20 protein-coding genes are annotated in these 23,790 nt (G+C 46.6%); 15 read left to right on the top strand and 5 right to left on the bottom strand.

Annotation, left to right across the window (positions count from 1 at the left end; translation table 11 throughout):
* Positions 1 to 210: 210 nt before the first annotated feature.
* The 6 genes from QUA25_RS03830 (at position 211) to QUA25_RS03855 (ending at position 5,550) form a co-directional block, all read left to right on the top strand.
* On the top strand, positions 211 to 801 hold the full coding sequence (locus QUA25_RS03830) for a sigma-70 family RNA polymerase sigma factor (RefSeq protein ID WP_333035709.1): 591 nt from the start codon (positions 211 to 213) through the stop codon (positions 799 to 801).
* Positions 798 to 1,244: a hypothetical protein gene (locus QUA25_RS03835; protein ID WP_333035710.1), complete on the top strand. Its 447-nt coding sequence runs from the start codon at positions 798 to 800 to the stop codon at positions 1,242 to 1,244. The genes QUA25_RS03830 and QUA25_RS03835 overlap by 4 nt, the downstream gene beginning before the upstream one ends.
* Before the next feature lie 19 nt (positions 1,245 to 1,263).
* Positions 1,264 to 1,749: a Spy/CpxP family protein refolding chaperone gene (locus QUA25_RS03840; RefSeq protein ID WP_333035712.1), complete on the top strand. Its 486-nt coding sequence runs from the start codon at positions 1,264 to 1,266 to the stop codon at positions 1,747 to 1,749.
* A gap of 505 nt (positions 1,750 to 2,254) precedes the next feature.
* A complete protein-coding gene (locus tag QUA25_RS03845; protein ID WP_333035713.1) occupies positions 2,255 to 3,913 on the top strand; it encodes an ABC transporter substrate-binding protein in 1,659 nt (552 codons plus the stop codon).
* A 65-nt stretch (positions 3,914 to 3,978) separates the two neighbouring features.
* Positions 3,979 to 4,530: an AAA family ATPase gene (locus tag QUA25_RS03850; RefSeq protein WP_333035715.1), complete on the top strand. Its 552-nt coding sequence runs from the start codon at positions 3,979 to 3,981 to the stop codon at positions 4,528 to 4,530.
* A 9-nt stretch (positions 4,531 to 4,539) separates the two neighbouring features.
* Complete coding sequence (locus QUA25_RS03855; RefSeq protein WP_333035716.1) at positions 4,540 to 5,550, top strand: ABC transporter permease; 1,011 nt, start codon at positions 4,540 to 4,542, stop codon at positions 5,548 to 5,550.
* 11 nt (positions 5,551 to 5,561) lie between these two features.
* Here the strand turns inward: QUA25_RS03855 and QUA25_RS03860 are convergent, their stop codons facing one another.
* Complete coding sequence (locus QUA25_RS03860; RefSeq protein WP_333035717.1) at positions 5,562 to 5,972, bottom strand: hypothetical protein; 411 nt, start codon at positions 5,970 to 5,972, stop codon at positions 5,562 to 5,564.
* Positions 5,973 to 6,491: 519 nt separating this feature from the next.
* Between QUA25_RS03860 and QUA25_RS03865 the strand changes: the two genes are divergently transcribed.
* The 4 genes from QUA25_RS03865 to QUA25_RS03880 all read left to right on the top strand — a co-directional run bounded on the left by QUA25_RS03865 (position 6,492) and on the right by QUA25_RS03880 (position 13,298).
* Positions 6,492 to 8,360, top strand: a complete 1,869-nt coding sequence (locus tag QUA25_RS03865) for an efflux RND transporter periplasmic adaptor subunit (protein WP_333035718.1) — start codon at positions 6,492 to 6,494, stop codon at positions 8,358 to 8,360.
* A gap of 286 nt (positions 8,361 to 8,646) precedes the next feature.
* On the top strand, positions 8,647 to 9,864 hold the full coding sequence (locus QUA25_RS03870; protein ID WP_333035719.1) for an ABC transporter permease: 1,218 nt from the start codon (positions 8,647 to 8,649) through the stop codon (positions 9,862 to 9,864).
* Between the two features lie 165 nt (positions 9,865 to 10,029).
* Positions 10,030 to 11,250 carry an ABC transporter permease gene (locus tag QUA25_RS03875; RefSeq protein ID WP_333035721.1) on the top strand — a complete coding sequence of 407 codons (1,221 nt, stop codon included), beginning with the start codon at positions 10,030 to 10,032 and terminating at the stop codon, positions 11,248 to 11,250.
* A gap of 320 nt (positions 11,251 to 11,570) precedes the next feature.
* Positions 11,571 to 13,298 carry a phosphatase PAP2 family protein gene (locus QUA25_RS03880; RefSeq protein ID WP_333035723.1) on the top strand — a complete coding sequence of 576 codons (1,728 nt, stop codon included), beginning with the start codon at positions 11,571 to 11,573 and terminating at the stop codon, positions 13,296 to 13,298.
* 106 nt (positions 13,299 to 13,404) lie between these two features.
* Here the strand turns inward: QUA25_RS03880 and QUA25_RS03885 are convergent, their stop codons facing one another.
* Positions 13,405 to 16,314 carry a glycerol-3-phosphate acyltransferase gene (locus QUA25_RS03885; protein WP_333035724.1) on the bottom strand — a complete coding sequence of 970 codons (2,910 nt, stop codon included), beginning with the start codon at positions 16,312 to 16,314 and terminating at the stop codon, positions 13,405 to 13,407.
* A 211-nt stretch (positions 16,315 to 16,525) separates the two neighbouring features.
* On the opposite strand from QUA25_RS03885, the gene psb35 reads away from it, so the two are divergent.
* Positions 16,526 to 16,738 carry a photosystem II assembly protein Psb35 gene (psb35, locus tag QUA25_RS03890; protein WP_333035758.1) on the top strand — a complete coding sequence of 71 codons (213 nt, stop codon included), beginning with the start codon at positions 16,526 to 16,528 and terminating at the stop codon, positions 16,736 to 16,738.
* A 434-nt stretch (positions 16,739 to 17,172) separates the two neighbouring features.
* Here the strand turns inward: psb35 and QUA25_RS03895 are convergent, their stop codons facing one another.
* From QUA25_RS03895 to QUA25_RS03905, 3 genes are all read right to left on the bottom strand, one after another.
* Complete coding sequence (locus QUA25_RS03895) at positions 17,173 to 17,544, bottom strand: SpoIIE family protein phosphatase (protein ID WP_333035760.1); 372 nt, start codon at positions 17,542 to 17,544, stop codon at positions 17,173 to 17,175.
* Between the two features lie 561 nt (positions 17,545 to 18,105).
* The gene (locus QUA25_RS03900; RefSeq protein WP_333035725.1) at positions 18,106 to 18,678 is read right to left on the bottom strand and encodes a DUF6658 family protein; all 573 of its coding nucleotides are present in this window, start codon (positions 18,676 to 18,678) and stop codon (positions 18,106 to 18,108) included.
* 234 nt (positions 18,679 to 18,912) lie between these two features.
* Positions 18,913 to 19,650, bottom strand: coding sequence for a DUF2993 domain-containing protein (locus tag QUA25_RS03905; RefSeq protein WP_333035726.1), 738 nt, complete (start codon positions 19,648 to 19,650; stop codon positions 18,913 to 18,915).
* Between the two features lie 276 nt (positions 19,651 to 19,926).
* Between QUA25_RS03905 and QUA25_RS03910 the strand changes: the two genes are divergently transcribed.
* The 4 genes from QUA25_RS03910 (at position 19,927) to QUA25_RS03925 (ending at position 23,440) form a co-directional block, all read left to right on the top strand.
* Complete coding sequence (locus tag QUA25_RS03910; RefSeq protein WP_333035728.1) at positions 19,927 to 21,336, top strand: HD domain-containing phosphohydrolase; 1,410 nt, start codon at positions 19,927 to 19,929, stop codon at positions 21,334 to 21,336.
* Positions 21,337 to 21,437: 101 nt separating this feature from the next.
* Positions 21,438 to 22,031: a pentapeptide repeat-containing protein gene (locus QUA25_RS03915; RefSeq protein WP_333035729.1), complete on the top strand. Its 594-nt coding sequence runs from the start codon at positions 21,438 to 21,440 to the stop codon at positions 22,029 to 22,031.
* 127 nt (positions 22,032 to 22,158) lie between these two features.
* Positions 22,159 to 22,914: a DUF2993 domain-containing protein gene (locus QUA25_RS03920; protein WP_333035730.1), complete on the top strand. Its 756-nt coding sequence runs from the start codon at positions 22,159 to 22,161 to the stop codon at positions 22,912 to 22,914.
* Between the two features lie 235 nt (positions 22,915 to 23,149).
* On the top strand, positions 23,150 to 23,440 hold the full coding sequence (locus tag QUA25_RS03925) for a DUF1816 domain-containing protein (protein ID WP_333035732.1): 291 nt from the start codon (positions 23,150 to 23,152) through the stop codon (positions 23,438 to 23,440).
* Positions 23,441 to 23,790: the final 350 nt, after the last annotated feature.

Below are 23,790 nucleotides of genomic sequence, written 5' to 3' on the forward strand. Positions count from 1 at the left end.
AGAACGGGTCGGAGAACTTGTTCAGACCCACGACCCACAATCTGCTGTATTGGTTTTGGAAGAGGCCGGAAAGCCTGTTACTGACCTTGGTGCAGTTTTCCGCCCCAGACGGATTAATGCTCAAAATAATATTTTAAATAATTTGAACCTTTTTTAGAGCTGTCCTGTCTAAACACTTCAGATAACGAACTGGTGAGGGAGACTTCACAGGTGTTAGGTGTGCCAGCCAATGTTTTAACCGATGACTGTTCCGACTCCGACTTAGTTGCTGAGTGTCTAAAGGGCGATCGCACTTGCTTTCGCTACCTTTACAAACGCTACCAACACAAAGTCAGGTCAACCCTTTACCAACTCTGCGGCCCGTCACTTCTTGACGATTTAGCACAAGAAGTATTTCTGCGAGTGTGGAAAGGATTGCCCAAACTCAAGCACCAGGAAAACTTTTCTACTTGGCTTTATCGAATCACTTGGAATGTGGCTTCCGACCAAAGACAAGCATTTGCTAAACAGCATTCTTTTGACTCCCAACTCAAAAATCAAGAAACAATGGATCGGGTTATTGTCAAAGATAACACATCGGACTTGATGCAGTTGCACTATCAAGATTTAGTGCAGCGGGGACTGGATCAATTGAGCTTTGAACACCGCAGCGTTTTGGTGCTGCACGACTTAGAAGACATCCCGCAAAAAGAAGTAGCCCAAATTTTGGGACTGCCTGCAGGAACCGTCAAATCTCGCGTGTTTTATGCCCGAAATGCTGTGCGGCAATTTTTGCAAAAAGAAGGTGTCAGCGAGCTATGAATAACCCAAGCAGCGACCAAGAGTTAGTTAATTTCTTGAAGCGACATCGCCCCAATATTCCTGAAGCTGTACCAGATTTAGAGCAAAAAATTCTAGCAGCCATCGAAAGTAATCAGGCGAGTGTTTTCCATGAAACCCACCGCCAAAAAACGCGAGCCAGTGCCTCAGCTAAGTCTGATGACAGGTTAAAAATATCCTCTGTTTCTAAGTGGGCTTTATCGTCTGCGATTGCTGCTACCCTGCTAGTTTTTTGGTCGGGCTACCGTCCGTTTGAGACTGCACAATTGCCAGATAAGGAAACAGCTCAGTTAGAAGCATTTTTAGTTACTAACTGGGAGGGCGTACTGCATGATTCTCCCCAAGAAAATATGACCGATCGCTCACAAACAGACTGGTTGACTTTCAGCCAGGGTGCTGACAGTGAACCGCCAACAAATAAGTAATATCAAAGAGGCAATCTTCATGTCAATTCGTCGTATTTCTGCCCTAGCCGTTTTAATGCTGACTCTCGGTAGCACAGCAGCAGCAATAGCAGTTCCTAATCCCCTAGAACCCCAAACACTTGCACAAAATCAGCGTCCCAATCGACCAGGTGGCAGGGAAGGTGGGATGTTCGAGAAACTTAATTTAAGCGCAGACCAAAAGCAGCAAATGCAGGCAGTTCGCGATCGCTACAAAGACCAAGTTTCCCAGCGGATGCAAGCAGTCCGCCAAGCCAGACAAGAATTGGACACGATGATGTCCGGCACAGCAAATGCCAGCGAAATCCGTGAAAAACACCGTCAAATAATGGGATTGAGACAGCAGTTTGAAGAGGTGCAATTTGAAATTACACTCGCAATGCGAGAAGTGCTCACTGCCGAACAGCGCAGCCAATTAGCTCAAATGATGCAGCAGCGCCGGCAAAATGCTAAAAACCGGATGCAAAACGGTCAAAAACCGCAGTAATTGACGAGTAGTTTTGAGTGAATCGCAGGGTGCTTACGCACTCTGCGATTTATTAGTTCAAGCTCCCAGATTGGAAGCATCTCAATGAAAGCAGCTAAGCTAGAAAGTGGAGTTTTGAGGCAGGAGGCAGAAGGAAAGAGGAAGAAGAAACGAGCCATAACAAGTGTTTTTACAAATATGAGATTATCCCCCCAGATTCATGGAGTAAATCTAAAATCTAAAATCTAAAATCTAAAACCGAAAACCGAATGACCGCTCTAGCTGGGGCGCCAAAGTTAGCTTTCATGCTGCTTGCGTCGTCTAATGTAAAGGTGTGGGTTGAGATTTTTCCCTCCGGCATGATATCATCAGGCTGCTATATTTGGTTTGTTAGTTGAGATTAGCTTTTAATATAGAATTTACTAAATGAACTGCCGAGAAGGCAGAAACTACAGAGGTGAGAGAAAGAGCACATTAGAAATTTATTGATATGAGTACAATTTTCTATTAAACCGGAGCGATGGAAATGAGATTGTTAAAACCCTGGCGTTTAGTTTTATTAAGTCTAGTTTTTGGGATGGCTGTAATTTTATCAAATTGCGGCACGCCCTCAAACACGGTTAGCAATAATTCTCCAACTCGGACAACTCCTGCTGCGGTTCCGGCCGGGGCTTTGGTTTACGGTGCGGGGGGGCAGCCGGTCAATCTGGAACCGGGAAATATTACTGATGGTAATTCGGTGATTGTTATCGACCAAATTTACAATCGCTTGACTGATTTTAAACCGGGAACTGTGGAACTTGAACCGAGTCTGGCTACTGAATGGTCAAGTTCTAAAGATGGTAAAACTTGGACTTTTAAGTTGCGTTCGGGGGTAAAGTTTCACGACGGTACGGATTTTGATGCGGAATCTGTAAAGTTTAATGTGGATCGCTGGTGGGATGCGAACAATCCTAACGGTTATCGAGAATCTGGCAAAACTTATCCAATTTGGAAGAATTTTTTTGGTGGTTTTAAGGGAGATAAAAATTCCCTGGTAAAAGATGTGGCAGTTGTTGATAAGTTTACAATTAAGTTTGTTTTAAATCAACCTTTTGCTGCTTTTCCCTCGGCGATTGGGTCTGGTTATTTCGGGATGGCGAGTCCGACGGCGGTGAAAAAAGCGGGTGCTAACTACGGCACTCCGGGGTCGCTGGCGGTGGGTACGGGGCCTTTTGTGTTTAAGGAATGGCGATCGGGCGATCGCATTGTTTTAGAGAAAAATCCGAATTATTGGAAAACTGGCACGCCAAAAGTCAATCAATTGGTAATTCGTTTTGTTGACGATCCGGCGGCGAGACTGGCTCAGTTGCGAGCTGGTCAACTTGATTTTACTGTGGATTTAACGCCGGATCAACTGAAAGAGGTTCAGGGAGATCCTAATTTAGAAGCTGTTGTGCGACCTTCTTTTAATGTCGGTTATTTAGCGTTAAATCCGAGTTACGAACCTTTGTCAAAACCCGAAGTCAGGCGGGCGATCGCCCAAACAATTAACAAGCCAGCAATAGTCCAAGCTTTCTGGGGAGAACTCGGAAAACATGATTCGCAATTTATCCCGCCTGCCCTGAATTGGGCGGCGTCCGATCGAGTTAAAGATTATGAATTTAACCCGCAGCAAGCTAAAGCAATTCTCGCAAAAGCCGGTTATCCGAACGGTTTTGATTTGGATTTGTGGTATATGCCCGTCAGCCGTCCCTATTTTCCCACGCCGAAGCCGATCGCTGAGGCTTTGGCGGCGGATTTGAGCGCGATCGGGATTCGGGTAAAATTGCTGACAAAGGATTGGTCTGCTTATTTAGCCGATCGGCTCAAACCTCCCGGCTTTCAAGCTTTTATGATGGGTTGGACTGGAGATTATGGCGATCCAGACAATTTTTATTATCCTCACTTCGGGCCTGGTTCCACGGGAGATTTGGGAAATTGGAAAAATCCGAAAGTTCTGGAACTTTTGGATCGGGGGAGGGCGAGTGGGGATAAAGCAGCTAGGGCGAAAATTTATGCGGAAGTTAGCGAGATTTTGTACGAGGAAGCTGTGCGTTTGCCGATCGTACATTCGCAGCCGCTTTTAGGGAAACGCAAGAATATTCAAGGTTGGATTCCGAGTCCTTTGGGTTCTGAGTCTTTTGAGGAAATGAGCAAAAATTGAGAGTTTAGATCGAGACACCTCTCCGGGGTTATCATACTTTACATGAATTTACCTTAACAAACGGTATGGAGAGCAATCAGCAACCTGCAAATCATCAGCCACAAATTATTTTGATTACCGGGAACATGGCTGCCGGAAAATCAAGTGTGGCCCAATCACTTGCCGAACGGTTGCCCAAAAGTGTCCACCTTCGCGGCGATATCTTTCGTCGCATGATTGTGAATGGACAGGCGGAAATGGCGTTAAATTTGTCAGCAGAGGCATATCAGCAGCTTCAACTGCGGTATCACCTGGCAGCAATGGCAGCGCGACACTACCTCCAGGCTGGTTTTACGGTCGTTTATCAAGACATCATCATTGGTTCGGCACTGGCTGAGGTACTTGCCACTTTCCACGATGTGCCGTTGTCCGCGATCGTTCTGTGTCCCAATGCAGAAGTTCTGGCTGCACGGGATGCAGCCAGAACGAAAACCGGATATGCCAACGAAACAATGGTTTATGCCTTCGATCGCATTCTCCGTACCGAAACTCCTCGCCTTGGCTACTGGCTGGATTCAACCCATCTAACGGTAGAAGAAACGGTCGATCGGATTTTGGCAAATTTGCAAGGTGAATGAGCTCAACTGATGTTTCAATATATTGCTAAACGTTTGCTGGGACTATTGCCAGTCCTTTTCGGAATCACTCTGCTAGTATTTATCTTTTTGCATTTGATACCGGGAGACCCAGCTACAGTGCTTTTGGGAGAACGGGGAACTCCCGAACAGGTGGAAATTTTGAGAGCGAGATTAGGTTTGAATCAGCCTTTGCCTTTGCAATATTTGGCTTTTTTATGGAGTTTGATCCGCTTTGATTTGGGAAATAGCATTATTAGCGGTATTCCGATAATTGATGAAATTAGAATTCGCTGGCCTGCTACTTTTGAACTGTCTGTGGTGGCGATGTTGGTGGCACTTGTTATCGGAATTCCGGCGGGAATTTTGGCGGCTGTTCGGAAAAATAGCTGGCTGGACAATCTCGCGATGAGTGGTTCGTTAATTGGCGTATCTTTGCCAGTGTATTGGTTGGGATTGATATTGATTTATTTGTTTGCTGTTTATCTGAAATGGCTGCCTCCTAGCGGGCGGATTAGTGTAGATTTGGGGTTTGGTTTTAAGTCGATTACGGGTGTTTATATTTTGGATTCTTTGCTGAGGTGGAATTTAGCGGCTTTGCGGGATGCGATCGCCCATTTAATCCTTCCAGCTTTGACTTTAGGAACTATTCCTCTGGCTATTATAGCTCGCATCACTCGTTCTGCGATGCTGGAAGTGCTTTCTCAAGATTACATCCGCACTGCAAGGGCTAAGGGATTGCCGGAATATTGGGTGATTTTGAAACACGCTTTGAAAAATGCGTTTTTACCGATCGTCACAACTATCGGTTTGCAGTTCGGCACTCTTTTAGGTGGCGCTATTCTGACTGAAACGATTTTCTCGTGGCCGGGAATTGGTTCTTGGATTTATAGCGGTATTCTGACGCGGGATTACCCAATTGTCCAAGGAGGAGTAATTTTTGTGGCTGTGACTTTTGTACTGATTAATCTGGCGGTTGATATTTCCTATGCTTTTTTCGATCCGAGAATTCAGTACCGTTAATGAAAAGGAAATCAGACACGAAATGCTTGTTTAACATCCGGCCGCAGCAGGTAGTAAATGCTAGCCACTGCAAAACCCAGAGTTAAAAAATTGACTGCTGTACCGCCGCTGCCCAACATTTTGACAATTTGCGTGAGGGTGGCAAGGATATGGACAATTAACGTTCCCGTCCATGCCCAATTTTTGAGTTGAAACAAACCCCAAGTTAAGAGTAAGGAGAGGAGGCCTAAAATAAAACTTATCGCAGCAAAAATTGCAATGAAACCACCGATTACCGTGCCAACTTTTGCCCCGCCGAAAGCCGCACCAAGACCGCCAAAAATGCCAGCAAAAAGTAAGATGAACAAGCCGTCAAGGAGGCTGAAGACGCCGCTAATTAGCTGCAATATTGCCAAAACAGTAACGCTTTGAGGACGATTCATTGTTTTTTTTGTCCATTTTTAACGAATTTGAAAAATATTTTAACCTGTTGTGGACACAGGGCGGATATGTATTCAGGACTTACGCACCGCTATCCGTGAAACTGGGTTTATGAGAATTAAGTGTGTCCATACTGTATCGTTACGAGCTTAGGACTGGCAGATCCCGCTGCGATCGCTATCACGAGTCCGCAATTACCTAGTGACGGTCGATCGCCCGCTGCCAGATCGGCTTTTCTTGCTGGTGAGGAGCGCGCTCCTAGATCCCAAAAATCATATTTTTTGCTAAAATACATTTTTTTTTGGCAGCAACCGGAAGCGATTCTGTTTGATCCCACCTCTTTAGGCTGAAAAAACTTAACATTTTTTAATAACTTGCAAAGATTAGCTATAATTGTTTACAGGTGCTGGTTGGGGAACTTTTTTAAATTCACCCGATCGGATGAGTCTGAAAGACGATGCCAAGCATCAGCAAAAATTTTACCTTTAAGGTAATCCTGAGATTAAATTAGGTGAGTCGGTATGATCGTTAGCCCTAAAAAGGAAACTGCTCAGGTCAAAGTGGAAGATTCTCAGACTCTAGACACCAAGGCCGCAGAGACCAAAATTGCAGATAATAAAACCGCCCAAAAGCAGTCTCCGAAGAAACCCGCGCGCAAACCGCAGCGGTGGGCGATTGGGTTGGTTGCAGCCGGGTTGCTAGCTGTACCGACCACTATATATGTAGCAAAAAGTCGATCGCAGCCCAAAGTAGATGCGATCGCAACTATGACAGTGCCGGTGGAAGCGCAAGACCTCACGGTGCGGATCACGTCCAGCGGGACGGTGCAGCCCGTACAGCGCGTGAATCTCAGCCCCAAAGGCTCCGGCAGGATCGCAGAATTATTTGTCGAACAGGGCGATAAAGTCGAAGCAGGACAAATCGTTGCTCGCATGGAAAGCCGCGATGTAGAAGCTCAACTAGCTCAAGCTAAAGCCCGCGAAGCCAGCGTGCGAGCCAAACTCGCAAAAATCGAAGCCGGGAATCGATCGGAAGACATCGCCAGCGCCCGAGCGCGCTTAGATCAAGCCGAGGCCAGTCTCGCGCAAGCCCAAGCCGGCAGCCGCGTTGAAGAAGTTGCAGGAGCCAGAGCCCGCTTGCAGCAAACTCAAGCTGGCTTGCAGCGACTGCGAGCCGGCAGCCGCGTTGAAGAAGTCAGCCAAGCGCGAGCTCGTTTAGCCCAAGCTCAAGCTCGTTTAGCAGACGCTCAAACCGGCAGTGTCAAACAAGAAATTGCCCAAGCACAAACGCAAATTGACTCGAGTAAAGCCCAAGCCGAACTAACCGCTCAACGGGTGGAACGCAATCGGCCGCTAGTGGAAGAAGGTGCTCTTGCTAAAGATAAACTGGATGAATTAATTAAAGAAAATCGTACAGCCCAAGCTAAATTAATAGAATCTCAAAGACGCCTGCAACAACTGCAAGAAAATCGGCTGTCGCAAATTCAGCAACTGCAAGCTGCTGTGCAAGTCGAGCAGCAAGCATTGAACCAATTGCAAAACGGCACGCGATCCGAAGAAATTGCCAAAGCCGAAGCAGAAGTTGCCGAAGCTAAAAGCAAATTAGCGCAAGTAGAAAACGGCAACCGTCCAGAAGAAATCGCCAAAGCCGAAGCAGCAGTTGCTGAAGCAAAAAGCCAATTGGCAGCACAAGAAAATGGTTCTCGCCCGGAAGAAATAGCTCAAGCTCAAGCTGAATTAGAGGAAGCTCAAGCTCAAGTCCGCTTTCAAGAAGTGCAGTTAGAAGATACGAAAGTTCGCGCTCCTTTTGCTGGAATTATTACCCAAAGATACGCCATCCAAGGAGCTTTTGTAACTCCGGCAACTTCGGCCTCGGAAGCTACTTCGGCAACTTCGACATCGATTGTCGCTTTGGCTAGAGATGTGGAAGTTTTGGCGAAAGTCCCGGAGGCTGATATCAGTCAAATTAAACCCGGTCAAGAAGTTGAAATAGTCGCCGATGCTTATCCAGATAAAGTGTTTAAAGGCCGCGTTAAGTTAATTGCGCCGGAAGCTGTTAAGGAACGGGATGTGACGCTATTTCAAGTGCGAGTTGCGATCGATACGGGTAAAGAGTCGCTGCAATCGGGGATGAATGTAGATTTGAGATTTGTCGGTCAAAAGTTGAGCAATGCTTTAGTTGTGCCGACGGTGGCAATTGTGACTAATAAAGGCCAAACGGGTGTGCTGGTTCCTGATGAGAAACAACAGCCGAAGTTTAAACCTGTTACCGTTGGCTCGACTATTGGTAACAAAATTCAGATTTTGGAGGGTGCGAAAGCGGGAGATCGCGTTTTTACCGAACTTCCTCAAGGTAAAAAGCTGGAGGATATTATCAAGAATCAGAAATAGGGCATGGGGCATGGGGCATGGGGCATGGGGCATAGGGCATGGGGCATAGGGCATGGGGGATTATTTATATCGAGCGCTCTAGGGTGTTTTCCAACCCCGATATCCCCCCTAAAACCCCTTAATAAGGGGGGGACAAGAGTATTCAAAGTCCCCCTTATTAAGGGGGATTTAGGGGGATCGAGACTCGACTACAAGCGACATTTATTATGGGTTTAAATATTAAGTTGACACCAATAATCCCAATTCCCTAATCTAAAATCTAAAATCCCAAATCTAAAATCGAATTATGGATATTGTTGAAAGCGTCAAAATGGCTGTCACAACTTTGATGGCAAACAAGCTTCGCAGCACCTTGACGATGTTAGGAATTATCATAGGCAATGCTTCTGTCATTTCGATGATCGGTATCGGAGAAGGAGCTCAAACATTTATCGAGGGACAAGTTAACTCTCTGGGTTCAAACTTGCTATTTATTATTCCCGGCAGTCCTGAAGCGCAAAGCCGGCCGGTGATTCCGCCCCAGACTTTAGTAGTGGAAGATGCAGAGGCGATCGCATCTCAAGTTCCTTCTGTCCAAGAAGTCGCACCAACTCTCAATGATAGTCAAATCGTTACCTACCGCAACAAAAATGTCTCATCTTCCATTGTCGGAACTACCCCAGAATTTCTGACAGTCAGAAGCTTTGATGTTGGTCAAGGTCGTTTTTTAAACAAATTAGATTTAGAAAGACAAGAAAATGTGGTTGCTTTAGGATCGGAAGCAGCCGAACAATTATTTGGAAATACACAGCCACTTGGTCAATACATTCGCATCAAAAACTCGACTTTTCAAGTGATTGGTGTCATGCAGGCGAAAGGCTCAAGTTTTGGCGACAATCAAGATATGAATGTTTATTTGCCGCTGACAACAATGGCAAATCGCATCGTAGGTCGCTCGTCTCCCTACGGTACAAAAGTAACATTTATTTCGGTTGCCATCAAAGATGAAACTATGATGCAAGCTGCCCAATTCCAAATAGAAAATCTACTCAGATTGCGTCATAAAATCACTAAAGAAGATGATTTTACAGTCCGAAATCAGAAAGAGTTAATGAAAACTTTGGGCAGCATTACTGGCGGTTTGACGTTGATGTTGGCTTTCGTGGCAGCAATTTCGCTGTTTGTGGGCGGCATCGGGATTATGAATATCATGCTGGTTTCTGTTACCGAACGCACGAAGGAAATAGGATTGAGAAAGGCGATCGGAGCTTCTCAGCAAGATATCTTAATTCAGTTTATGATCGAGTCTGTGATTTTGTCGGCGGCAGGCGGGGCGATCGGCACTGGATTCGGTATCGGCGGCGTGCTTTTAGTAGGTGCTTTTACTCCTCTGCAAGCTAGCGTTTCCCCAGTGGCGATCGCACTTGCAGTCGGTGTTTCCGGCAGCATCGGCTTATTTTTCGGCATCGTACCTGCAAAACAAGCTGCTAAATTAGACCCGATTGTGGCATTGAGAAGTGCTTAATCAGTTTGTTGACGGTTGACGGTTGACTGTTGACTGTAGTAATTCATTATTAAGTGTGTCATGGTTTGCTGTGCGTCGCAATCCCAATCACCTGGGATTTGGACGCACAGCAAACCATGACATTGGCCTGTTTTTCTTCTTCCTTCTTGTTCATTTAAAGAAAATATGAATTTTATTGAAAGCGTCAAAATGGCAGGTCAAACACTGCTAGCAAACAAAACTCGCAGCAGTTTAACAATGATTGGCATGATTGTCGGCAACGCCTCAGTAATTGCCATGATTGGAATTGGAGAAGGAGCTCAAAAATTTGTAGCAGGACAAGTTCAATCCCTGGGTACAAACGTATTAATCGTGAGGCCGGGAGTACCGAACGCTAGGCGAAGTACCATCTCAAGTGCGCCTCAAACTCTCGTACTGCCAGACGCAAAGGCGATCGCAACTCAAGTCCCATCCGTTCAAGGCGTGTCAGCAGAACTTAACAGTTCAGAGATTGTTCGCTACAGCAACAAAAATGTTTCGGCCCTAATTTTTGGTACGATTCCAGAATTTTTAGAAGTCAGAAGCTTTGAAATGGCAAAAGGGCGGTTTCTGACCGAACTAGATGTTAAGCAAAGTAATCAAGTTGTAGTTCTCGGTTCAGAATTAGCGGAGAAACTTTTTGGCAATACAAATCCCTTGGGCGAACAGGTGCGTATCCAAAATGTCAGCCTCAAAGTAATTGGAGTATTGGCGCCCAAAGGCACATCTTTTGGTACGAATTTTGATAATTCCGCCGCTGTGCCGATCGCCACAATGGCAAACCGCATTGTCGGGCGGAAATCTCCCTACGGTTTAGCTGTCACGTCGATGTATATTTCTATTAAAGATGAATCGCAAATGGATGCGGCGCAATTTCAGGTGGAAAACCTGCTGAGACTGCGGCACAAAATTACTACCGAAGATGACTTTACTGTCAGAAATCAGAAGGATTTAATGGCAAGAATGGGGGCCATTTCCGGCGCTTTGACTCTGATGTTAACTGCTGTTGCCAGCATTTCCCTATTAGTCGGTGGCATTGGCATTATGAACATTATGCTGGTATCCGTTAGCGAACGCACTCAGGAAATTGGACTCAGAAAGGCGATCGGCGCATCTCAACAAGATATCTTATTTCAATTTATTGTCGAAGCTGTGATTTTATCCGCTGCCGGAGGGATAGTCGGTACTTGCGTAGGTGTCGGTGGTATCTTGCTTGTAGGTAATTTCACGCCCTTGCAAGCTGGAATATCACCCGTGGCGATCGCCCTTGCTGTCAGCGTATCCGGTGCAGTCGGCCTGTTCTTCGGCGTTGTCCCCGCCCGCCAAGCCGCCAAACTCGACCCGATCGCAGCTTTGAGGAGTGCTTAATAAATATATACTTAGTCGGTTACACAATCCGCGCCTTTTATGCTGGTAAAAAGTATCTTGCTCTAAATATAAAAAAAACTGTTTTTTTGTGAAAAATTAGCAACCTTGCAGTATCTTAGTCAGTTTTAATGTCTGTATATTTACGCATATTCAAAGCGCAAAAATTCATAAAAAGCCCGTTAAATATTAAATAAAGCTTGGTTGTGGCGTTTACGTCTCAACCAGAAAGTTTAATATTATTAAATAAGGGGTAAACACACCTAAGCATCTACAGATGGTACGAACCTTTGCGCTTTAATCAAAATATCCAATAAATAAACATGGCATCCCTCACCCCTAGTCCTAAATTTGACTATCTTGAAGGAACCACCCAACCAGACAGATTTAACGCCTTGGAGGGCAACGACATAATTTATGCCAACAGCGGAGACGACTATCTCGAAGGCGATGTAGGCAAAGACAAAATCTGCGGCGACCAAGGCAACGATACGATTGTTGGTGGTGCAGACGACGACATCCTCTGGGGGGGCAAAGGCAGCGATCTAATTAGTGGCGATTCCGGCAACGATCTCATCTATGCGGGCGTAGGTAGCGATACCGTGAGCGGCGGCACAGGCGATGATATCTTTGCCATTGCTAAAGGCAGCGGCGGCCCAACTGTAGCTGCCGCCGACTACATCGCCGACTTCGGCAACGGCAATGACAAAATTCGATTGCTAGACGGCCTCACCTTTGAAGCTTTAAACATCCAGCAAGGCACCGGAGTCAACAGCAACAGCACCGTAATTCAAGACAAACTCACGGGCGAGTATTTAGCAGTCTTGCCGGGAGTCAACAGCAGTACAATCAGCCGCGACCAATTCACAAATCAGCTATCGGCAAACCCTGTCATCGAGTGGAACGGAGTCATGCTGAATGCAGTGCGGACAGGCAACACTGCGCCTCCCCTCGCCTCCCGCAACATGGCAATGGTTCACGCAGCCATTTACGATGCTGTTAACTCAATCAGCAAAAAATACACCCCTTACCTCGTGGAAATAGACCCACCCGCAGGTACATCAGCAGAAGCAGCCACCGCCGCGGCCGCCCACCGCGTCTTAGTCAACCTCTACCCAGCGCAAGCAGCCACATTTGACGAAGCATACGCATCGTCTCTAGCCAAAATTACCGACGGCAAAGCCAAACAAGACGGGATTGCCCTCGGACAGCAAGTTGCCGACCAAATTATCAGTTCGCGGAGTACAGACGGCATCACGAAAGTAGTGCAGTACACCCCCAAAACCGACCTTGGCAGTTGGGTACCGACTCCCCCCGCCCTTGCCGCGGCGCTGGCACCACAGTGGGCAGAAGTTACTCCCTTTGCCATGACTAGCGGTTCTCAGTTCCGCCCGGCCGGCCCGCCCGCCCTTGACAGCGCCAAGTACGCAGAGGAAGTTAACTACGTCAAAGAAATCGGCAAAAGTGACAGCCTCACGCGCACCCCAGACCAAACAGCCATCGCCAAATTCTGGGCCAACGGCGCTGGGACGTTTACGCCTCCGGGCCACTGGAACCAAATCGCCGAAGAAACCGCGACTCTCACCGGCCAATCCTTAGAAGATAGCGCCCGCTTGTTCGCCCTGCTAAATTTTGCCCTTGCCGATGCAGCTATTAGCTGCTGGGATGCCAAGTATGAGTACAACTTGTGGCGGCCGGTGACAGCTATTCGCCAAGCAGACACAGACAACAATCCGAACACGACAGCCGACCCCCTATGGACTCCGCTGATCACTACTCCGCCGTTCCCTGAGTACACGTCGGGCCACAGTACCTTTAGCGGTGCAGCAGATGCAGTTATGACCTCTGTATTGGGTTCAGATTTTGGCTTTGCAGATAGGGGAGACAGGACTGTCAACACTTTGCGAACCTTTCAAAACTTCAGCGAAGCGGCCGACGAATCGGGCATGAGTCGCCTTTACGGAGGCATTCATTTCATGAGTGCTAACGTAAATGGTTTAAGTGTGGGTAGAAATGTGGGGAACTATGTTGTCGAGAATTTCTTAGTCTAAGAAACTAGGACTTGGAGATACAGCAGATTCCACGTTTATGAAGCTGTAGGGAGACGGCACTGCCGTCTCCCTACCTACAAACAAGTTTTTACCTTTTTCTTTCCGTTTATTCGAGCAGTTCTACAGTGCCGAGATACCCATCTACTCGGACTTTTTGACCGTCTCGCAAGCGAGTGGTAGCTTCAGAAATATTCATAACTGCGGGAATTTTGTACTCGCGAGCGATTATTGCTCCGTGAGATAGTTGGCCGCCAACTTCGGCGATAATTGCTGTTGCTCCTAACAGCAGCGGTGCCCAACCTGCATCAGTGTAAGGGACTACTGCGATCGCATTTTCTCCTAAATCCGTGCTGGCGGTGCGGCAAATCTTGACAAAGCCTTCGACACGACCAATACTTGCTGGAATTCCCTGGATGATATTAGTTTCCGATGTTGCCAGTTCGATCGCCCTTGTCTGAGAATTTGGCAGCAAATTGCCGTAGACCACGGGGGGAATCGGGCGATCGCGATCGGCTAGCAGGCGATCGCGCCTTTCCCTAATTGTATCCTTAAACGAAACACTCGCACCGCTGCGAATCCACTGCTGAATTTCCTCAAATTCCAGATAAAAAATATCCCCGCTTTCCTGAAACACCTGCATTGCCAATCCGCAAGCTTCAATCTCCAAAAAAGTCCAACGCAGGTGAGCCAACAACCGCGCGTAAATTTCGCTAATTTCGTTTTTGACGATCGCTCTTGCCTGACATTTATCTAGTCGCCACTTCTGCCCAAAAGTCAAGCCTAATTTCCGCTTTTCGACTAAATTAGTTTCCGCTTTTTGAGCCATAGTTATTAGCAGTTTTTGGTAAATTTCCGGCTGTTCTCGCCAAGTAGGAACAGCAATATCCGTTCCCACCTCGCTCAAATATCCGTAAACATCAAGCCACTTTTCAAAGTCTTCTTGTAAAGCCGGAGTTTCTGCAAATGTCTGTGCTAAATTTGCGACTGAAACAGTTTCGTCATGCTGCGAAACAGCAGCTTGCCGCAATTTATGAGCCAACTGCTGCAAAGCTCGTACAGAAGCAATTTCAGGAGCGCTGTCATTGTCGAGCCATTCATCGGAAACGCGAAAAATTGCCTTGCGAATAGCCAGCCCGATCGGCCCTAATATATTGTAGTAAGTAATCGGTTTCAGCCACTCCTGAATTTGCTCCGCTCTCTCCAACAATTCCGTTAAATCCGTTGCCGAACTTCCCTCTTTTTTCTCCAGGCTTTGGAGTGCGGGGAGGAAAATAGAAGTACGATCGCCCTTAAATTCTGCATTGAGCGCCCTCTCCCGCTGCACCAGACGCCACAAACCAGGCAAATTCGGCAAAATCTTCCCCAAAGGCGGCTTGCCCATCTTTTGCCCTCTGAGCAAAAATTCCAAACCCTGCTCCGGCAATCCCATCATCCGAAAAATTTCGCCCAACAAAGTCGCATTAAAATAGGCGTGAGAACCCAGCAAAGTTGCCGTTTCATTAAAGTTTAAGCCGATCGCGCGATCGCCCAAAACCACCTGAAAAATCTCTCCCCAAACCCCGCAAGTCAGGGGCCGGTTAATCGACCAAGTTAGGGGGCGAATTGCACCGGGAATCACTTCCGCTGCAATAGTGCGCGTCCAAAAAGGCTGCAAATTAGTAATTGGGCGGCTTTGCAAAATCCAAACTTTTTCACCGTCCCAACTCCACTCAATATCCTGCGGGATTCCGTGAAAAAATGCTTCAATTGCTTGGGCTTGTTTCACCAATTCTGCTAAAATCGATTGAGCAATAATTGAATTACTTTGAAGTTCAGTTAATTTTTTTTCTAATGATTCAGCTTGACTAAAATCTATTTCTAAATGAACCGGAGTACATTGTCCGCCGACAACAGCTTCGGCTCCTCCCGGTAAAGCTTCTATAATTACCTGGGAACCACCATCTAAAGGATTGCGACTGAACATGACTCCCGCAAATTCGCTGTCAATATAAGGCTGAATTAATACAGCCATTTGGGTGTCGGGCAATTGTCGCTGTCGGCGGTAAGCCACAGCTTCGGAAGTCCAATAAGACTGGCGACAGCGATTAATTGCATCGAGCAATTCTGCTTCAGTGAAAACAGGGCCAATAGTTTGATATTGTCCGGCGGCGGAACTGGTATCGCCATCTTCTCCCGCAGCAGAAGAACGGACAATTATGCGATTTTGGATTTTGGATTTTAGATTTTGAATGAAAGCATTGGGAATTGACAATTCATCACTATTTCCTCGATGCCCGATGCCCGATGCCCGATGCCCGATGCCCGCTTTTTGTGATAATATCCAACCAGAGGGTACATTAAACCCGGCTCGTTTGAGTTGAGACAATTTAGCTGCTTTATCGCCACAGATTGCAGAATCTAACGAGTCATCAAGAGAAAACAATTGGTCTGATTTAGATAAAGCCATATCATCACCCTGACGAAGACTAATTGTGAAGAGTAAAAAGGCTAATCCTGCTGCTGCTAAAAATTCGGGCATTGATTGTCGCCACACCCAAACCCAGATTGGGGTACACAGACACCCGCAACGGGAAGCAAAGAGTCTCGCCCGATCGCCCTCACCCCACCACCGCTGTGCCAAACCCCACACCAGCAGCCCCCAAAGGCCCGACGATACAGCCACCGGCGGCGAAAATACCAAAAGACCCCAAACCGCGTTGGTCACGCCTCCACCTCGGGCGATCACATATCTGCCCGCAACTAGAGGAATTAACAGGGCGATCGCGATCGCAGGTGCATCCGGGAAGCAAAATCGCCCCGCCAAAACCGGCAAAATACCCCTGGCTATTTCCGCCAACACCGCAGCAATTCCCGCTAATTTCCCCCCGTGAATGAAAGCAGCAGACACGCCCACATTCCCCGTACCCAGGGCCCTCAAATCTCGGCGGCTAAACACTCGCACTGCCCATCCCGTTAGCGGTAAAGCACCCAAGCTGAAACTAGCAGCCAACAGCAATGCTATTGTCCCCAACGGCATAAAACCAGCTCTCCTATTTTCAAGCTCTAAACATTATGACCGCAATTCTGCCAATTTTTCAGCCTTCAGATATATCAACCAAACGTCCTTAGCACTTAAAATAATGTAAAAGTAGAGTAGATAAGGATTTAGCCTAATGATAGATATCAGCTTGACCACTCCCATAGCAGTTGTTGTTGCACCCATCAAGCGAGTAATGATTGAGCTGCTCATGCAGCAGCCAGTGCCGGAATCAAGTGTCAGCTTGACCGCTCCAATAGCAGTTCTTGGTGTTGGCTTTGTTGCTGCAGTTACGATCGGCTCGATCGCCTGGTATAACTCCAAGCGCCCCCCCGGTTGGGAATCCAAAGAACGCCCTGATTTTGTACCCAAAGTTGATAAAGACGATTTGATTGCTGATGTTTCTGAGTCAAAGAAAAAATAGAATAAAGCTGTTTTAGCTCGGAAAAAGCTTTGAGAGGAATAGGAATTACCCTGGCAAATCGATCCGGTAGGGTGCGCCTTGGCGCGCCTTACGCTATGTAGAAAGGCTTTGAGTGAATAGTTTTAATTGACCGAAAGCACTAATGTCAATAAAGGGAGCGCTCATCCCACGATCGATCGCTTTCTTTACATTGATGCAATATATCATTAGATAGATTTAATCATAGAAATTTAGAAGTTGACTACAGCTTTGGAGTTCTCTGGAAATTAAACCTCTTTTGGGGGGCTGCGTTTGAGATATCTCACCACCTCTTCGTAAATTTGATTGCTAAGGCGATCGCCCCGCCAACCCTTTTCCCGTTTCCTGTCATCAGTTTATTGTTTTGACGTATTTGCGATCGCTCTAAAGCAATGCGGTGACTGGAGGCTGTGACTTTACTTTTTTTCTAGACCTAATTCCCTCCGCTTCAAAACCAAAAATGTGATGTCATCAAACACTTTTTGATGGCCGATATGTCGCCGCACATCGTCAATCACCGCTTGCTTGATTACTTGTGGCGATAAATGCCAGTTTTTGCTCAAGACTTCACACATCGGCTCCACGCCATATTGTTTTTTGTGAATGTCTTTTGCTTCGGGAATACCATCGGTATATAGTACGATACCATCTCCTAGCTGTAGCTCAATTGAAATCTGACTGATGAACTCAGCAATCTCATCGTGGAGGGCGATAGGAAAAAGTTTTCCCTCGCAAGCGACACCAATGTGTCGGGAGAGATCAGGGCAAAACTTCTGATATAGAAAGATTCAATACCACCCTGATGCCAATGAACTCTCGCTATTGTAATAAAAACTCGGTCATTTTATAAAAAGCTTTCCAATCATGTGGGAGCGATCGGGTATTTTATCCATCATTACAATCCTTCTTTACGCCTAAAAGTGTTTGGGTTTTTTTATTGAACTGTAAAATAATTTTAAAATTTAAGTTTTGTAACGGAACTTTCGTTGGCATTGTCAGCTAATTCACTCCGAACAAATGTCGAGTTTAGCACAGTTAGTCGCTGGAGTCGCTCACGAAATTAACAACCCAGTCAGTTTAATTTATCATAAAATAGTGCATGTTGCTCAATATGTTTGAGATTTATTCAACATGATTGAAATTTACCAGAAATACTGTTGGGAATTCGCCGCCGAAATCCCCGAAAATGTAAAACATATTGCTCTGCATCCTATCAAAAAAGCATAAAAAGTGTAAATTTTGTAGAGCAGGTAGCAGCTCTACAAGCGTTTATCTGGTTTCAAGAAATTATATTATTTATGGAGGGGCTAATTTCAGACAGCCCCTACATAGTTTTTGGTTCTGCTAGCTTATTTTTGCAGCGGATTGAGTTTCGTAACGGAACTTTCCTTGGCATCTTCAGCGCTATCTTTTAGGAAACCAGAAGCATCCTTAAATGCTGCGCCTACTCTCTCTAAAATATTGGCATCGGGATCGCTGCGGTCGAATACGGGTTGAGCCTTAGCCGGCTGTCCGTCTGGCGCTTCTAACAGAGTTTTATCTCCGCCGAGTTCGAGGTCGAACTTGTCAGTTTCCATCGGTGCAGAACCAGGATAAAGCAGTTTTGAGGAATTAGATTCAGCGGTAGTCGAGGCCAGGAGACGATCGCCCACGAGCGACAAATCAGCCCGATTCTTTTCTGCTTGAGCAGGCGACTGATTTACTTTAGGATCGGTGGATGTTTTATAATTCGTGTATCCATCACCGCCACCCTTGTGAGGATTATTCATTCCTCCAGCTTGAACGGGAGGATTGTCAGGCCGAGCACCTCGAACATCGCCAGAATTGCAAGCGGTGCTGGTAAACAGCAGCACACCTGCCATCAATACAGTCAAAAATTGACCGATACGTAGTCTTTTAAAAAAAGCAGTTACAGTCTTCACAAAATTTTTCCGATTTTTTACTACCACTTGTTAAGAGTAAAAGTAAACTCCCCATGCCTGCCTCTAACGGCGGTGATATTTTGGTGCGGGTTGCTATCGACTCTTTTATAACTTTAGAGGGATTTCATAAACTGCGGAGTTTTTTCCAAAGCAAAGCATAATGGTAGGGTGCCTCAGTTCCAATAGTTGCTGGAATTGAAGAGCTTTTTTGTTTCTGACACACCCTAGAACCTCCTAATTAGGGAATTGTTCTACTTTCGCTTCAGCTTGCAAAGTCAGCAAACCAGCTTCCACATTTAGCTGCTGAACCCGCAGGGACATTCCCTCAATTTCAAAATTTCGCAAGTTTAAAACTTCACCAGCTTTGTCCGCCAAAGCTTCAGTTAACTCCGGCGAAAATTCCTTGTTTTCAGGATACTCGACATCCTGAAGAGAAATTGCCCAACCGTCCGCTGCGATCTGAGGTTTTGCTGTAAAATAAATTTTTTCTGTTGAGGCAGTTTCCCGCACCAATACCTCAGCATTTAAAGCTATTTTTCCGGCTAGCAATTGGCACTCAATAGTTTTAACGTCTATTGTCTGCTGTTGCCCCTCAACAGTAATTTTTAAGTTTTTCAGTTTCCTGCTGATGTATTCGGAATTAAAAGCGCGGTTGATATCGCTTTCTGTTAAAACTGCGCGCGCGCCACCGAAGGCAGGCCCGTTCAGTTCAATTTTGCCAAACATAGCGGTGAGGGGATTTACAGCAATATCCTTGACGTGGATTTGCAATTCTTTCACGCGCAAATCTTGTTGCATTACCAATCCTTTGCCCTCCACGGCAACGGCCTCTACTGAACCCTGCGCGAGCTGAATCGGATCGGTGTTAACTGTCACAGACAAAGTTTCGGATTCGTCTAATTTGCTAGCAATAGCAATCTCGGCCACTTTGTCGATCGCCTGTTCCCCTAAACTTCTATTTTGTTGAAGCACGCTCAGAATTCCTAATAATCTTGTTTAAAAAATAGTAGTTAATACCTAAGTTATTTACCGTCTTCCTCCCGGCAGGTTTATCGTCTGAAAAAAAACTCAGCCAAAGACAGAGGGTTTTCAGAAAATTACTAAAATTAATCAGGTACTCTTCGGCGCACTCTACATTGACTCGGTTGCGAAGCGGTGAAAAATCAAAAACTCGGATTTTTGCCAAAAGTCTTTTCGAGAAGTTCGATCGCCCGCTACAATAAGTAAGAGCCGGCACCGCTTTTTGCAATGAATTCAGAATCAACTCTCGCTAGACTACAAGCTACACTTCCCGACGGAAAACTGCCTTCTAGCTACGGGGTATACTTCAAAAACACCCTAGTAGCCCTATGTCACGCCCTAGAAGACCACATTTTGCAAACCAGTGGCGGGGACAAGAGCGAACTCCAACCCTTAGTTTTGGTGACGTTTCAGCAGGGTAAATGGTATTTACAGGAAGCCGATCGCTACCTAGATATTGCTAATGCCTCTCGGCGCGTTGTCATAGGTGCAGTAGCCGACAGCGGTTTCGCTACCCACAAAACCGGGCAATTAGAAAATGTATCTTTAATAAATCTCGATGAGAACGACCCCATAATCCAAGAATGGAATTTAATCATCCTCGCCCCGACATACAAAGCAATGGTGCTTTGTCGCGAACTTTCAGACCAGGAATACTTGCCCGAGGGCAAGCCTGAAGTAGATACAGAACGAAAGTTCTACGGTTTGTGGTCGTTCGACCAGTCTTTGGTGTCGGCTGCTGCGGAAATTTTTATAGAACAGACGCGATATTACAACTCTCCCTTGGCCGACAGTTTGCTGGAAATGTACCACGAAATCCTGGCTACCAAAGGCCCGCCCTTGGCAGACATTAGTGGCGTGGTATCGCGGATAGTCACTTACCTGCAAAGTTCTCAGCAGCAAATGGTAGCAATTAACCGCCAAACCCGCGAGTTGTGGGAATTGGAAGGTCAAGCTTTGCGCGTCAGCCGCAATTTGAACGCTAACAAACTTCAAGCTTTTCTGCGAATGGCCCAGCGCGTGGACGAACGCGATACCTCAAATCCTACAGCGTCTTTGCAGGTGGCGGCTTTGTCGGAAACTTTGGGTCAAATGCTGGATTTGCCGGCTTTGCAGTTGCGGAGGCTGCGGCTGGCTGGATTGCTATTTCGAGTCGGCTTAGTTTCGGCCCCGAATGAGGTGTTCGATCGCACTCCCGATGCTTTTGACGAAGCAACTTTCTCGTTTTGGCGTGATCGCAGTTTCATTGGTTCCCAACTGCTGCAAGCAATGCCGGAATTAGCACCCGTAGCGGAAATTGTCAAGCATAAACTCGAATATTGGGACGGCAGCGGCAGGCCAGAGGGTTTGCGAGCCGAAGCGATACCGATGACTTCGCGGATTTTGGGGTTGGTCGCTTATTTTCAAGAACTGACTCAACCGCGTGGCGATCGTCCGGCTTTGAGTTTGAGCGAAGCTTTGGAAGAGTGCCGCGAACTGTCGGGCACTCGCTTCGATCCGGCTTTGCTGGAAACTCTCAGCAACGTCGTCAGACTGACAGAAATGGGTTTGATGGAGTTACCAACTCGCCCGAGCCAACTGCCTAACGTGTGGTTGGAGGAGGGCGATCGAACGACCTCGGCCGCTCCGGCATTATAAAATAACTCGACTGTTGACTGTTGACTGTTGACTGTTGACTGTTGACTGTTGACTGTTGACTGTTAACCAACAACTGACAACCAACAACTGACAACTGACTAATGACTAATGACCTCGAAGCCATACGCAAAGGCAAAATTTTGATGTTGGTCGGCACTGATTTAGCCGGCAAAGACTTAGCGGGAGCGGATCTCGCGGGTGCTAACTTGTCTCAAGCCAACTTGAGTGGAGCTAATCTCGCCGGCGCTAACTTGCAGCGGGCAGTATTGCGAGCCAACCTCCGCGGCGCTGACTTGAGCGGCGCTGACTTGCGAGGCGCAGATTTTCGCAATGCCGATTTGCGGGGCGCTTCCTTCGCTAACGCTTTAGTCCGCGACGCAAGTTTTGGGGGTGCTTTTTTGACGGCGGCATCCATCGGCAATTTGGATTTGAGCGGTGTCGATTTTCGCGGCGCAGATTTGCGGGGCGCTGCTTTGGCTAGGGCAATTTTGCTTGGTGCCGATTTGAGCCATGCCAATTTGTCCGGCGCTGATTTGTCAGGAGCTGACTTGGAAGAAGCGATCCTGAATGGAGCCGTACTGCGGGGCGCTAACCTGACGGGAGCTAATTTGCTTTGCGCCATGATGGAAAAAACCCTTTGGGATGGAGCTTTGCTCGATCGCGCCTGTCTCCAAGGCACCCCCCTGAGCGTTTAAATTTCAACAATGTTGTTTTGAAGACAGACAAAAAACAAGATCTGCTTATGAGGTGAATAAGCACAAGCGATTTTTACATTTCTTAATATGAGGTTATAATGGCGACTGTAGATGAGCAAACGAATAAATGGTAGCAGCTTTGTTTAGCGGTACATCCTTTCAAGGTCAAAGTGGCGATCGCCTTGTTAGTAAAGTAGCAGGAGCTGCGATCGCAGCCTTATTCAAGCGTTCTGAAAAGGCCGAGGCCAACATCCGAGTCGAACCAGTAGCCAAACTCTTGCAGGGAAGCATCGACGGTTTCGACTTCGTTGGCAAAGGTATGTTGATGTACAACGGCCTTCGCATAGAAGTGATGGAACTCTACCTGCAAGCACTCTCCATTGATTTTGGAGCGATTTTTGCAGGTCAAGTGAAATTGCGGCAGCCTACCCAGGCAAATATGCGAGTAGTCTTAAGTCGATCGGATTTAACCACCTCATTCAATACACCTTTTGTAGTTGAAAAACTCCAGAAGCTGAAGTACCAAGAGCAATCTCTGCACTTTCAAAACACTGAAGTCAGCTTCGGAACTGACAAATCAATTCGGCTTCAGTCCGAAATTACCGTAGGCGATGCCAGCGAACCGGTCAAAATAGATATTACTGCTCAATTGCAAGTAGAAGACAGACGCAAAATCCAATTTGTCAGCGTTACTTACGGCGGTGACGAGCAAGCAGTAGACTTGGGCCAAGCTATAATTGCCCACGTAAATAACTTGCTAGACTTAGACAAATTTGCCTTAGAAGGCACTCAACTGCGAGTAGACCGCTGCCGAGTTCAGAACGACGAGCTGGTTTTCTACGGTTGGGCTGGTATCGAACAGTTCCCCAAAGGCAAGCGCTAAACCTCAGCAGGCTGAGGTTTGCCCAGCCATCTAGTTCGGAAAAAGAGCATTTTTCAGTTAGCAAACAACCCGCACCGGCGGGTTTTGCTTTAGGTTTTAGATGGGAAGAAAAATCTAATATCTAAAATCTCGCATCTAAAGTCGATCGAGGCAAAATCAGCACTGAGGTTGATTCGATCGGACAAATTATTTTGATAGATTTAAATAATAAATTAAACCTCCCTCAAGAATAAAGATGCTCGGATTTTATTTATTTTGTATCTACGTCGCAGTCTTGTCCGTGTTTGCCGGGCCAAGCCACCGCCGGTCTGAGAAATGGTGGGTAGAAATTGTCACCGATTTGCCCCACTGTACCTACTATTTTGGCCCCTTCGACACCGACAAAGAAGCCTCAAGCAATACTCCAGGCTACATCGAAGACTTGGAAAGCGAGGGAGCTAAAAGGGTTAGTATCCGCATCAAACGCTGTCAGCCTTCGGAACTCACGATTTGCGATAGTGAATTTTCAGAGGGTATCGCGGCTTAAGAATTTTGATACTCCAGGGGGCAGAAACCGGGTTTTTTGACGAAAATACTCGGTCTATAGCGAGGGGTATGGGTTAAGCAACGCGGTTTCTGAGCGTCAAGAGTGTGTAAGTTCTGTTTGAATTTTTCATTAACTGAAGCCTCAACAATAATATTAAGCATCGTCTTGTCCTAGTCCTTACCGGGCGGACTTTGTATTTGTAGTGGTGGCTTCAAAGTCGGCATCTTCTCCACCAAAATGCAGAGTTTAGCCAGCATTAACTGCCCAAAATTATCGGGATCAAATCAGCACTGAGGACGAGCCGATCGCTCCCGTTGCCTTGATAAATTGAGAATAGTAAAAACTACTTA

It is taken from the genome of Microcoleus sp. Pol17C6 (assembly GCF_036701145.1).
In the GTDB taxonomy this organism is placed as follows: domain Bacteria; phylum Cyanobacteriota; class Cyanobacteriia; order Cyanobacteriales; family Microcoleaceae; genus Microcoleus.